The sequence below is a fragment of the Ruminococcus champanellensis 18P13 = JCM 17042 genome (assembly GCF_000210095.1).
Lineage (GTDB): Bacteria > Bacillota > Clostridia > Oscillospirales > Ruminococcaceae > Ruminococcus_F > Ruminococcus_F champanellensis.
Genome location: NC_021039.1, coordinates 1,720,627 through 1,734,070 on the forward strand (window position 1 = coordinate 1,720,627; position 13,444 = coordinate 1,734,070).

The following is a 13,444-nucleotide window of genomic DNA, read 5'->3' on the forward strand; positions in this document are numbered from 1 at the left end:
TTTTTCGGGATCCTTGCTATAATAATAAAGGCAACACCGCACAAAGATTGTGCGACAGATGCGCCAACAAATTGTTCGGCAGATTCCATAGAAACGATGCAGGAATACTGGCGTATTGCAAGGAATTTCTGTGTGATGTGTCGGAAAATTTGTCAGCAGATGTTGTGCAAAGCCCTCAGGCGTGCTTTGTGCAGTGCTGCCTAAAATATGTTTCTATTACGGCTGCCGCTTGCCGGAATCAGCGGCGACAATGACCGGACAGGGCGTTGCCGACAGGAGACCGTTATGACAAAGATTGAACAGTATTTTCATTGGATGCAGACAAAGCAGGTTGCTTTTATCGGAACCGGGGTCAGCCACAATGACCTGATTGCCCTATTCCTGCGCAAAGGGATCCGGGTGACCATCTGTGATCGGAAAACAGAGGAACAGATGGGGGAGACCTATACAAAATTCAAGGAGCTGGGTGCAGAATTTGATCTGGGTGACGGATACCTGGAGCATCTGACCAACTACGATGTCGTATTCCGGACGCCTGGCATGTACTTCAACAATCCGGCGCTGACTGCTGCCAGAAAGCAGGGGGTCATCATCACCTCTGAAATGGAGACCTTCTTTGATCTTTGCCCCTGCCGGATCTATGGCGTAACCGGCTCTGACGGCAAGACCACCACCACCACTCTGATTTCGGAAATGCTGGCGAAAACCGGGCGCCGGGTGTATAAGGGCGGCAACATCGGCAAGGCACTGCTGCCCTTGATTGAAACCATCCGGGAGGAGGATGCAGCAGTGGTGGAGCTGTCCAGCTTCCAGCTGATCTCTATGCGGCGTTCTCCTGATGTGGCGGTCATCACCAACATTTCCCCCAACCATCTGGACGTACATGGTACCATGGAGGAGTACATTGGCTGTAAGGTGAACCTGATTGCTCACCAGAATGCCTATTCCAAAACCGTGTTGAATCTGGACAATGCCCAGACCGCCGCCCTGGCAGAACAGGTGCGGGGCAGACTGCTGTGGTTTACCCGGCAGCAGAAGCCGGAGCGGGGCACCTTCCTGGATGCAGAAGGCTGGCTGTGTTATGCGGAAGCCGGCAAGACTCAGCGAATCGTCCGGGCGGAGGATATCCGCATTCCCGGTCTGCACAATGTGGAAAATTACCTGGCTGCCATTGCAGCCGTATGGGGTGAGGTTCCGGCAGAAACCATTGTAGAGGTGGCAAAGACCTTTGGCGGCGTGGAGCACCGGATCGAATTTGTCCGGGAACTGGATGGAGTTAAGTGGTACAATGACAGCATTGCCACCAGCCCCACCCGTGTGCTGGCAGGTCTGCGCTCCTTCAACCAGCGACTCATCGTCATTGCCGGAGGCTATGACAAAAAAATTCCCTTTGAGCCCATGGCGGAAACCGTGAATCAGCGGGTCAAGATTCTGATCCTCATGGGCGTGACGGCTCCGAAAATTGAAAAGGCCGTGACGGAGGATCCAAGCTATGATCCGGCAAAGCTGCAGATCGTCCACGCTGCATCCATGGAAGAAGCAGTGCAGAAGGCAAAGGAGCTGGCACAGCCCGGGGATATCGTGACCCTGTCTCCCGCCTGCGCAAGCTTTGACCTGTATCCCAACTTTGAAGCACGGGGACAGCACTTCAAAAACCTTGTAAAGGAGCTGTAAGCATGGAACTGTTCGAGAGGATCCGTACTCTGGCGGATGCGTCCGGGGTCTCCGGCAATGAGACAGAGGCAGCTCTGACCGCTTTGGAGATGCTGCGGGAATTCTGCCCGGATGCGGTGTATGAAAATGGCAATGTGATCGGTCACCTGGGCGTCCGGGAGCCTGGCAAGCCCCATGTGCTGATTGATGCCCATATCGATCAGATCGGCATGATCGTAACGGATATTGAAGAAAATGGCTTTCTGCGGATCGGCAATGTGGGTGGTCTGGACCGGCGGCTGATGCCGGCGCAGTCCGTGCTGATCCATGGCAGGGAGCTGATCGGCGGCGTGATCTGCACCATTCCCCCCCACTTGTCTGGAGGGAAGGATGCTTCCGTGCCGAAAATGGAGGATCTGGCAGTGGATACGGGCTATGACCAGACGCAGGTTTCGGCTCTGGTATCCCGGGGGGATTTTGTGCAGTTTGACACCAGCTGCATGCCCCTGCTGGATGACCGGATGACTGGTGCCGCCCTGGATGACCGATGCGGCGTGGCTGCCATTCTGCGGATGCTGGAGCTTTTGCAGGGGGAGAAACTGCCCTGTAGTGTGACCATTCTCTTTTCCAGCCAGGAGGAGCTGGGGGAACGGGGCGCAAAGATTGCCGCATATACGGTGGATCCGGACATCGCACTGGCGGTGGATGTGAGCTTCGGCTGTACTGCCGACGATAAGCCCAGTGAAACCGGGGAATTGGGCAAGGGTTCCATGATCGGCATTTCCCCCACCCTGTCCAGAGAGGTGAGCAATGCCCTCATAGACGCTGCCCGGGCAGAGAATCTGCCCTATCAGCTGGAGGTCATGGAGGGACTGACTTCTACCAATGCGGATCGGTTCAGCGTGGCACGGGGGGGCGCAAAGGCATGTACCGTGTCCATTCCCCTCAAATACATGCACACCCCGGTGGAGGTTATTGACACCCGGGATGTGGAACTGACCGCAAAGCTCCTGTGTGCTTATCTTAGGAGGTGTTCTGCATGCTGAAGCATTTAGAGGCTTTGTGCCGCCTGTGTGGCACTTCCGGCAATGAACAGGATGTGCGTGCCTATATTCAGCAGACCATTGGCGATCTCGGCACATGCACTGTGGATCCCCTTGGGAATCTGCTGGTGCTGCGCAAGGGAAGAAAGCGCCCGGAGAAAACGCTGATGCTTTCCGCCCATATGGACGAGGTTGGTATGATCGTCACTAGTATCCGTTCTGACGGCAGCCTGACTTTCGGGGCAGTAGGAGGCGTGGATCCCTTTGTTATGATCGGCAGACAGGTGCTGGTGGGGGATGCAACGCTGCCCGGGGTCATCGGTGCCAAGGCGGTGCATAAGCTGTCCGCCGCCCAGCGGGATCAGGCACCCACCTGTGATGCCTTGTCCATTGACATTGGTGCGGTGGATGCAGAGCAGGCAAAGCGTTATGTGCGTCCCGGGGATTTCGTGCATTTTTTGCCCAACTACCGGAGCATGGGGGATGGCATGATCGCCTCCAAGGCGCTGGATGACCGGGCAGGCTGTGCCATTTTGCTGGATCTTCTGGAACAGGAGCCGGAGTATGACACCTGGTTTGCATTCCTGGTGCAGGAGGAGGTAGGTCTCCGGGGAGCGATGGCGGCGGCGTATACCATTGCTCCGGATTACGCCATTGTACTGGAAACCACCACTGCCAGTGACATTCCGGACGTGTCCGGTGCAAAGCAGGTATGCCGGCTGGGCGGCGGTGCTGTGGTATCCTTTATGGATCGCAGCACCCTGTATGACCGGGAGCTGTACCGGCTTGCATTCGATACCGCCCGGCGGGAACAGATTCCGGTGCAGACCAAGACCATGATCGCAGGGGGCAATGACAGCGGCGCCATTCATATTTCCGGTAAGGGCGTCCGGACGCTTGCCATTTCCGCACCCTGCCGATACCTGCATTCGCCCTCCTGCGTGTTGGCGTACAAGGATCTTTGCGCCTGTGAGCAACTGGCAGGGGCAATGATGCAAGAGATCCGGCAGCTATGATCCGGCAGCTGACAGAGGCATCCCAGCTGGATTGTGGGTGCCTGAAAACCAACCGGTACGGCAGATGGATCTACACCTATCTGCGTGCCTATGGGGTGGGGTATGATTTCTGCCGCTTTTTCCGCATAGAGGGTGCCGGAACCGGCTATGCGCTGCTGTTCAACGCCACACTGACCATCTATATGGATCCTACCAAGGAGGATCTGACGGAGCTTGCCCGGGAAATCCAGATGTTCATTGCCATGCATCAGCCTTTCCGGGTGGAGACTACCGCAAATCTGATGCAGTACCTGATGCAGACGGAGGGGTATCTCCCCCTGCACCGGACGGTGTTTGAACTGACCTCCACCGGGTTGCCGGAGGATTTTGACGAATACGAAATTGATTTTGCTCCCAGACTGGACGATGCCTATGATATCCTCCGGGAGGGCTTCCCCCATCTGATTGCCCATGATCTGTGGCTGACGGATGTGTCCCATCGGCTCCGCAGAGGGGTCAGCAAGGTATTTACTTATAAAAATTCCACCACTGCCACCATCCTGTATGATGTGGACAATGAGGTGCTGATCGCCCAGGTTGCCACCCGTGCAGCTGCCAGAGGCAGTGGATATGCCCGGCAGTTTCTTCGCTGGCTGGCAGGATTTCTGGAGCAGTTCGGAAAGCATGCAGTGCTGATGGCACTGGATATCCGGGTCAGCTTCTATACGGAGATCGGCTTCCGCCCTCTGGAAACGGAATATGTGCTGGAGCGCACGGAGCATGACCCGGAAGCCATGCAGAAAGGAAAGTTGAACTAATGTCTGATTTTTTCAGGATTGACCCTCGCATTATGCAGCTTGCGGAACAGGCGGAGCAGATCGCTGCGCAGAAATTTGCGGAGATCGACGCCAATGCCGCTTACAACGGGGAAAAGGTGCTTGCCGCCTTTATCAAAAACCGGGTCAGTGAGCCTTGCTTTTACGGCAGTACCGGCTACGGATACGGGGACATTGGCAGAGAGACCCTGGATAAGGTGTATGCCCAGGTGCTGGATGCGGAGGATGCTCTGGTGCGGCACACTTTTGTGTCCGGAACCCATGCCCTGTCCGTTGCTTTGTTCGGGGTGCTGCGTCCCGGGGACAAGCTGCTGGCAGTGACCGGTAAGCCCTACGATACCCTGGAGGAAGTGATCGGCATCAGCGGCACCCCCGGGAACGGTTCTCTCATGGATTACGGCGTGGAGTATGGAGAGGTGCCTTTGACCGGTGGGGGGCTGCCGGATCTGGATGCCATTGCACAGGCTGTGCCCGGGGCAAAGGTAGCATATATCCAGCGCTCCAGAGGATATTCCCTGCGGCCTGCCTATACGGTGGAACAGATCCAGGAGATCGTGCAGACCGTGCGCCGGGTCAGCCCGGATACCATTGTAATGGTGGACAACTGCTATGGGGAATTTGTCCAGCGCAGGGAGCCTACCTCTGTGGGGGCGGATCTGATCATCGGCTCTCTGATTAAGAATGCAGGGGGATCCATTGCCCAGACCGGCGGCTACATTGCCGGCAGAAAGGATCTGGTGGAGCTTTGCTCCTATCGGCTCACCTGCGTGGGTATGGGCAAGGAAGTGGGTTGTACCCTGCATCAGAACAAGGAAATGTTCCTGGGGCTGTTCTTTGCGCCGGATGTAGTGGCAAATGCTTTGAAAACCGCTGCCTTTGCTGCGGAGCTGTTCCGGCTCATGGGCTTTGACAGCTATCCGGCATTGTCCGAGACCCGGGGGGATATCATCACCGCCATCCGGTTTGGCACTCCGGAGCTGCTGACCGCCTTTTGTCAGGGCGTGCAGAAGGGCGCCCCTGTGGATGCCTTTGTAACACCGGAGCCCTGGGACATGCCCGGCTATACCAGCCAGGTCATCATGGCGGCAGGGGCATTCACCATGGGGGCTTCCATTGAGCTTTCTGCGGATGCACCCATGCGGGAACCATACGCAGTCTGGATGCAGGGCGGCATTACCTACGCCAGCGGCAGGATTGGCATTTTGCTGGCGGCACAGGAAATGCTGGATCGGGGACTGATTCTGAAGTAGGAGAAGAATGATGGAAAAGGATGCAAAAACCAACCCGGAGGAAACGAAGGAATCTAAAAAGCGACCGGAGGGCTCGGAGCAGCTGGTGGAGCAGATTCACCGGAAACGGCGGCGTTCCCTGAAATTCTGGCTCATCGGAGCGTTGGTACTGCTGATCGCAGTGGGAATTCTTGTGGGCGTACTGGTGCTGCGGCACAGGAGAAATGACGGGGTCCGGTATGCGGCGCTGCTGTCGGAGCGACTGGGAGCATCCCTTTCCGATGCCCAGTCCCATGCGGATGTATCCTTGTATACCACCCCTGCCTGCGGGTACTTAACGGATGTGGGTAAGTACAATGCGTTAATGGAAAGCGAGAAGCGTGTTTCCGTGTGCGGTATTCAGATCCCCCAGTGGGCGATCTTCTGTACCTCCGATGCCACCGGCAGGCTTTCCACCGTCCGGTACTGCAATTACACAGTGCTGGAGGACAGCATTCTGGGGCAGAAAAAGTCCGGGTATATTCTGCTGACGGATCTGGTGAAGGGTACCTCCAAGGCGGAAATGCTGAACGTACTGGGGCTGGATCCCTACACCATCACCTACCGGATGGATGTCAGTGCTGCTGAATACTGCTTCCGTTACTGCTACAGGGACGGAGACAGCAAGGATATGCTCTGTTATCAGATCCGGGTACAGGTACAGGACGATCAGGTGCTTGCAGTTTCGGACGAAAGAGTCAATGTTTTAACAGAGTTGCTTGCCTTCGAGAAAGAGGTTACAAAATAGGAGCATGATCCGGTTGGGAATATTGAGAAACGATAAAAAAGATTACAGAATAAATACAATTATCCCGGCTGTGCCGGTTTGCGACGCTGAAAATTTGACATTCCCCGGCATAACTGATACAATGAACAATGTGATCGTATGGATGAATTGCAAGAACCACTGTAAAGGAGAATCGGAACATGTCTGAGAACAGATTGTGCTATGGATGCATGGAAGTGAAAGGAGAACAGGTTGTCTGCCCCCACTGCGGCTATCAGGACGGCACACCGTATCTGCCGGATTACATTGCGCCTGGCACCATGCTGCGGGAGCGTTATCTGATCGGCGTACTGCTGGGGCATAACGGAGAGGGCGCTACCTATCTGGCTTACGATACCGTCATCTGCTGCAAGGTTCTGATTCGTGAATATATGCCCATCGGGCTTTGTACCCGGATCAAGGGCAAGCCGATCATCAGTGTGAATTATAATAACCTTGCCCAGTACAAGGCGCTGATGGCGGAGTATACGGAGTTGAACAAGACCCTTGCCCGTATGCGCAATCTGAGTCATATCAATCCCACTCTGGATCTGTTTGCAGAGAATAATACCACCTACACCGTGTTTGAATACACGGAGGGTGTGAAGCTGCTGGATTTCCTCAAGGACAATGCAGGAGAGCTGAGCTGGAATCAGGCGAAAAAAATGTTCCCGCCTCTGTTCACCACCCTGAGCCTGGTACATAACGCAGGCATTGTGCATCGGGGCATCAGTCCGGAAACCATTTATGTCACTGAGAAAGGCAATCTGCAGCTTTCTGCGTTCTGTATCTCCTCTGTGCGCACCGCCAATACCGAGTTGAAGACGGAGCTGTTTCCGGGCTATGCGGCACCGGAGCAGTACAGTGCCAGCGGCAGGCAGGGGACATGGACGGATGTATACGGCATCTGTGCGGTGCTGTACCGGATCCTGACCGGCTGCATGCCTACGGAGGCTCCCAGTCGGCTGGACAATGACAATCTTTGCGCTCCCCATGAGCTGAGCGGCAGCATTCCGGTGCATGTGTCCAGAGCCATTATGGATGGTCTGGCGCTGAACAGTGATGAGCGTACCCAGACCATTACCGAGCTTGTGACCCGGCTGTTTGAGGAGACGGAGGAGGAAACTGCCCAGCGTACCGCCGTGACACCGCCTCCCGTTCCCAAATATGAGCCGCAGCCGGAGCCGGAATATGAGGACGAAGAAGTATACGAAGACTATGAGGATTACGAGGATCTGAAGGATGGCAAATCTGCGGTCAGCGCCTTTGATAAGGTGAAGGTACCTATGATCATCGGGATTCTGCTGATTACAGTGATTCTGATTGTTGCCCTGGTACTGGCAAAGGTGTTCCGGGACAGTGATTCCCAGGTGATTTCCCAGAACAGCAGCACAAGCAGTTCTCTGAGTGATATTGTCACCGTTACCACAGAGGCTGTGACTGCCACCAAGGAGTATGACTCTGTGATGATCAATGTAGTGGGTATGGATTACAAGGCAAAGAAGGCAGATTTGGCAGAGTGGATCGAGCTGAACTGCATTGCGGAGGAGTACAGCGATGAGTATCCGGCAGGGCAGATCATCTGGCAGTCCGTAAAGGAAGGGGAGGACTTCAAGAGCGGCGATACCCTGGACGTAAAGGTAAGTCTTGGGCCGTCCAAGGTGAAGGTGCCGGAGTTCAAGGGCGTTACCCTTTCCGCCTACATTGCGGAGATCGAAAAGATCGGTATCAAGAATCATACCTCCACACCGGCTGTCAACTACAATTACGCCACCGGCGCAGTGATCAAGACCAGTGTAGAACCTGGTGAAACCATTGACCTGACCACGGATTACAAGTTTGTGATTACCTATGCGGACAATCCGGCAGTGACCACTACAGCGCCGCCGGCTGCTACCACTGCACCGACAGCGGAAACCACCGTTGCACCGCCGCCTGCGTCCCAGCCCGCACAACCCGGCAGCAATCCGGGAGATGGGGGACAGGATTTGCCCGGCATTGAAGAGGCGGATTGATTCTGAACAAAATCACAGTAAGAGCGCTGATCTTCGGATTGGCGCTCTTTTTGCGTCAGAACAGGGAAACGAAAAAGATCACAAGGATCATAGCCGGCGCCATCCATCTGAGGATCCACCGGAGGATACTGGGAAAGCGTACTGGGTAGGTGCCGTTTGAGGAAATCTCCTGCAGTAGCTTCGGGAAGCCCCAGATCCGGCTTGCCAGGATGCACAGGAAAAAGCCGCCGATGGGCATCAGCACATTGTCCGACAGGAATACCATCAGATCAAACAAGGACATGCCGAACAGGGTAAAGTCGCTCCATACTCCCATGGAAAGGGAATTTGCCACGCCGATGAGGGCAAAGCACAGAGTGGCAAGACCGGAAGCGGAGATCCGGTGCCAATGCAGACGATCAATAAAAAAGGCGGCGATGCTTTCCAACAGGGAAATGGCGGAGGTGACGGCGGCGATGAACACCAGAACGAAAAATGCAATGGCAAGCCACCTGCCCCCGGTCATGTGGTCAAACACATAGGGCAGAGAACGAAACAGCAGTCCCGATCCGGCGGAAGGCTCTAGCCCAAAGGAGAAGACGCAGGGTAGAATGGCGATGCCTGCAAGCAGGGCGATGATGAGATCAAACAAGGGGATCATGACTGCATTTTTTTGCAGATTCGCCTGCTTGTCCAGATAACTGCCGTAGGTGATGAGAGTCCCCATGCCGATGCTGAGACTGAAAAATACCTGCCCCATTGCCTGCACCAGAATCGTACCGAGGTCGGAAAAGCTTTGAATGTGGGAAAAGTCCGGCAGGAACAGAAATCGCAGTCCCTGTGCGGCACCGGGCAGAGTCAGGGCATAGCCGCCGATGCCGATCAGGGTGATCAGCAGCACCGGCAGAAAGATTTTGCTGATCCGTTCGATGCCCTTGGACACGCCGAATGCTACGATCCCAAAGCAGCATGCGGCAAACAACAGATGCCACAGCACCGGCTCCAGAGGCTTGGTGATAAAGCCGGTGTAATAGGTATCCGCATCCCCAAGGCTGCTGTGTCGGAGATAGGCAAATAGATATTTCAGCACCCAGCCGCCGATGACGCTGTAATAGGACAGGATCACAAAGGCGCCTACTACCCCTGCCGCCCCTACAAAGCCCCAGCGTGGGTGGATGGCTTTGCAGGCATCGATGGCATTGAGCCTGGTGGCACGCCCCACAGCCATTTCTGTCAGCAGCAGAGGCGCGCCCAGCAGGATCAGCAGGATCAGATAGAGGATCAGAAAGATGGCACCTCCGTTGCTGCCTGCAACATATGGAAACTTCCAGAGGTTTCCTAATCCGATGGCTGAGCCGGCTGCGGCAAGCAGAAAGCCCATATTTGAGGACCATTGTTCACGTTTCATAGGTTGTTGCGACTCCTTTTCTGTGATGCCGCAGGAAGGCAGATGAGATGCTCTGCTACATTCTGCGTGGTATGCAGATAGTATGTGAAAAAAGTTGAGGAATTATAAACAAAAATCAAAATGGGGCTTTTCACAGTCAGCAAAATGTGCTATAATTAAAGGCATGCATTGAGAGGAGAAGACTCAAGGCAGTTTTTGAGAGTTTTGAGGAGTTGTTTGATATCTATGAGATCCTATGATGAACTAAAGCGGTCAGCATTGGAGCGTTTTTTCGGCAAGATGAACCCAATGCAGCAGGAAGCGGTTTTTGCAGTCAACGGACCGGTTCTGGTGCTTGCGGGGGCGGGCAGCGGCAAAACAACCGTTATTGTCAACCGAATCGCCAATATGGTTTACTTCGGAAATGCCTATCACGAAAGTGGGCGGACGGTTTCTCAGGAGGATCTGGATTTTTTACAGGGCTATGTGGATGGTAGGGAAACAGATATTGACCGGCTGCGGGATGTGATTGCATCTGCGCCTATCCGGCCATGGAATATTCTTGCCATCACCTTTACAAATAAGGCGGCAGGGGAACTGAAATCCCGGTTGGAAGCTATGCTTGGGGAGCAGGGGCGGGATGTACATGCGGCGACCTTTCATTCCGCATGCGTGCGGATCCTGCGGCAGGAGATCGAACGGCTGGGGTATGACCGAAGCTTTACCATTTACGATTCTGACGACAGCCAGCGTATCATCAAGGGCTGCCTGTCCGATATGAACATATCCGAAAAGCAGTTCCCCCCCAAGTCCATTCTGGGAGAGATCAGTCGTGCCAAGGACAAGCTCCTGGATCCCGACCAGTTGGAGGCACAGGCATCCGGGGATTACCGGCGGCTTGCCATTGCAAAGATCTACCGGGAGTATCAAAACCGATTGAAGAAATCCAATGCGGTGGATTTTGATGATATCATCCGCCTCACCGTGCAGATCTTTTCAGAATTCCCGGATGCACTGGAAAAGTACCGCAGTAAGTATAAGTATATTCTGGTGGATGAGTATCAGGACACCAACCAGGCGCAATTCCGGCTGGTGAGCCTGCTGTCCGCTGCCCATCAGAACCTGTGCGTGGTGGGAGATGATGACCAGAGCATCTACAAATTCCGGGGTGCTACCATTGAAAATATCCTGAATTTTGAGGAGCAGTTTACCGGCAGTAAGGTGATCCGGCTGGAGCAGAACTACCGTTCCACCGGTACGATCCTGGATGCGGCAAACTCGGTGATCCGGCACAACCGTTCCCGGAAGGAAAAGAAGCTGTGGACCCAGGGGGACAAGGGCAGCAAGATCTACTGGTACCGTGCCATGAACGAAATGGACGAGGCGAAATTTGTGGCACAGACCATTCTGGAGCATGTGCAGCAGGGGAGTACCTACAGCAGCCATGCGGTACTGTACCGGATGAATGCCCAGTCCAATATGCTGGAGCGTGCCTTTGTGCAGAGCGGTGTGCCCTACCGGGTATACGGGGGCATGCGGTTCTTTGACCGGAAGGAAATCAAGGATATTACCGCATATTTAAGCGTCATTGACAACAGCAATGATATGCTCCGGTTCCGCCGGATCATCAACGAGCCCAAGCGGGGCATCGGGGACGCCACCCTGTCCATGCTGGACGATATCACCCGGGATCTGGGGCTGTCCCCCATGGAGGTGCTGCGGAACGCAGGGGATTATCCGGTTCTGTCGAAAAAAGCAGCAAGCCTGCGCAGTGTGGCGAAAATGTTTGATGCTTTGACAGAAGCGGCGGAAACACTGCCTTTGGATGAATTCTTTGATCTGTTGCTGGAGAAAACCGGCTATAAGGCGATGCTGACCGCAATGGGGGATGAGGGCGTTACCAAGCTGGAAAACGTGGAGGAGTTGAAATCCACTCTGCTGACCTATATGGAAGGGGCAGAGGAGCCTACGCTCAGCGGCTTTTTGGAGGAAATCTCCCTGTACACGGATCAGGATCGGAACGAGGAAGCGGACGATGCGGTGACTCTGATGACCATCCACTCTGCCAAGGGTCTGGAGTATGATACCGTGTTCCTGATCGGTATGGAGGATGGGATCTTCCCCGGCGTGCGGAGCATGGAAAGCGAAGAATCCCTGGAGGAGGAACGGCGGCTGGCGTATGTTGCCATCACCCGTGCCAAGCGGCAGTTGTATCTGGTCAGTGCGGCGCAGCGTATGCTGTTCGGTACCACCAACCGGAATCTCACCTCCCGGTTCCTCAAGGAGATCGACCCGGAATTGATCGAAAAGCACGACAATACGGTTTCCGCACGGAATGTGAAGGAACCGGCGGTCACTGCCGTGCATTCTATTTCCCTGCAGCAACAGCTTGCCAAGCAAAAATCCCAGGCAGGCACCGGAGAGCAGAGCGTCCATTACGCCCAGGGGGATCGGATCCACCACAACATTTTCGGGGATGGTACGATTTTGACCGTGCGGGAAATGGCAAACGATGCCCTGCTGGAGATTGAGTTCGACAAGGTGGGCAAGAAAAAGCTGATGGCGAATTTCGCCAAGATCAAAAAAATATAAGGCAAAGGGCAGGCTTATCAAAGCCTGCCCTTTTATATCTTTTTCCGGAATTGGGATGGTGTGCTGCCGGTCTGCTCTTTGAACTGGCGGATAAAGTAGGATGCGCTGGCGTAACCGCACATTTCTGCGACCTTTTCAATGGGGATTTCCGGGTTTTTCAGCAGCTCCGTTGCAAATTGGATCCGGCTGGTGATGATATCCTGGGTGACGCTTGTGCCAAATGTTTCCGAGTACAGATGCTGGAAGCGGGAACGGCTCAGCGACAGATCCGCTGCCATGTCGTCAATGTTCCAGGTGTAGCCCTGCCGCCGGAAGATGCACTCCCGGATCCACATGAGCCGCTCACCATAGTTGGATTCGGAAAAGACCGAAACCGGTGCCAGACTTTCCAGTTGTTCATGGAGCTTATTGAGCAAAATGTGAAAATAAGCGTTTACCGTATCCACCCGGTGGGTGTGTGCGGAGTAGAACTCGTGACACATGGTGCGCATCAGCATGGACAGTCCGGTGATATCCCCCAGGCAAACAGGCTTGTTCAGAGGAATTTCATAGTGCTTGATCAGTGCTTGTTCCTGTTCATCCGGACCGAAGTGCATCCAGTCGTCGATGTATTCCCCATGCTTCGGATCTGTCCGGTAAAATTGCGGATATTCCGATGTATATAAAATGTAGGAGCCTGCGGTTGCGTGGATCTCCTCTCCTTCGATCTGAAAGATTGCTGGTGTTTTGATCAGAAGCAGGAGCCAGTCTCCCGCACCCTGGGGTCGCTCAATGTTAAAATCCAATCCGTGACGGTGGTGATATCCCAGTTCATCCATTCGCATGTTGATCCCTCCCTGTTGTCTTCATATCATAACGCAATGTTTACACTTTGTCAATATCGTATTGTATTTTATAGTGTTAGCACAAA

The 13,444-nt window shown here is 54.5% G+C and carries 10 protein-coding genes; 8 read left to right on the forward strand and 2 right to left on the reverse strand.

The features are described from left to right. Window positions 1-285 precede the first annotated feature (285 nt). The 7 genes from murD to RUM_RS07735 all read left to right on the forward strand — a co-directional run bounded on the left by murD (window position 286) and on the right by RUM_RS07735 (window position 8,576). The gene (murD, locus tag RUM_RS07705; protein WP_015558578.1) at window positions 286-1,674 is read left to right on the forward strand and encodes a UDP-N-acetylmuramoyl-L-alanine--D-glutamate ligase; all 1,389 of its coding nucleotides are present in this window, start codon (window positions 286-288) and stop codon (window positions 1,672-1,674) included. Between the two features lie 2 nt (window positions 1,675-1,676). Then, window positions 1,677-2,699, forward strand: a complete 1,023-nt coding sequence (locus tag RUM_RS07710; RefSeq protein WP_015558579.1) for a M42 family metallopeptidase — start codon at window positions 1,677-1,679, stop codon at window positions 2,697-2,699. Continuing rightward, window positions 2,693-3,712 carry a M42 family metallopeptidase gene (locus RUM_RS07715; RefSeq protein ID WP_015558580.1) on the forward strand — a complete coding sequence of 340 codons (1,020 nt, stop codon included), beginning with the start codon at window positions 2,693-2,695 and terminating at the stop codon, window positions 3,710-3,712. The genes RUM_RS07710 and RUM_RS07715 overlap by 7 nt, the downstream gene beginning before the upstream one ends. Continuing rightward, entirely contained in the window at window positions 3,709-4,509 is an 801-nt protein-coding gene (locus tag RUM_RS07720; RefSeq protein WP_015558581.1) for a GNAT family N-acetyltransferase, read from the forward strand. Before RUM_RS07715 ends, RUM_RS07720 begins: the two co-directional genes overlap by 4 nt. Next, on the forward strand, window positions 4,509-5,777 hold the full coding sequence (locus tag RUM_RS07725; protein ID WP_015558582.1) for a methionine gamma-lyase family protein: 1,269 nt from the start codon (window positions 4,509-4,511) through the stop codon (window positions 5,775-5,777). The genes RUM_RS07720 and RUM_RS07725 overlap by 1 nt, the downstream gene beginning before the upstream one ends. A gap of 10 nt (window positions 5,778-5,787) precedes the next feature. Then, entirely contained in the window at window positions 5,788-6,543 is a 756-nt protein-coding gene (locus RUM_RS07730) for a hypothetical protein (RefSeq protein ID WP_015558583.1), read from the forward strand. A 179-nt stretch (window positions 6,544-6,722) separates the two neighbouring features. Then, complete coding sequence (locus RUM_RS07735; protein WP_015558584.1) at window positions 6,723-8,576, forward strand: protein kinase domain-containing protein; 1,854 nt, start codon at window positions 6,723-6,725, stop codon at window positions 8,574-8,576. A 55-nt stretch (window positions 8,577-8,631) separates the two neighbouring features. On the opposite strand, the gene RUM_RS07740 is transcribed toward RUM_RS07735, so the two are convergent. Next, window positions 8,632-9,963 (reverse strand): sodium-dependent transporter, encoded by a 1,332-nt coding sequence (locus tag RUM_RS07740; RefSeq protein WP_015558585.1) that lies wholly within the window; start codon window positions 9,961-9,963, stop codon window positions 8,632-8,634. Window positions 9,964-10,188: 225 nt separating this feature from the next. On the opposite strand from RUM_RS07740, the gene RUM_RS07745 reads away from it, so the two are divergent. After that, entirely contained in the window at window positions 10,189-12,534 is a 2,346-nt protein-coding gene (locus tag RUM_RS07745) for an ATP-dependent helicase (RefSeq protein WP_015558586.1), read from the forward strand. A gap of 32 nt (window positions 12,535-12,566) precedes the next feature. On the opposite strand, the gene RUM_RS07750 is transcribed toward RUM_RS07745, so the two are convergent. Further along, window positions 12,567-13,358, reverse strand: coding sequence for a helix-turn-helix transcriptional regulator (locus RUM_RS07750; RefSeq protein WP_015558587.1), 792 nt, complete (start codon window positions 13,356-13,358; stop codon window positions 12,567-12,569). Window positions 13,359-13,444: the final 86 nt, after the last annotated feature.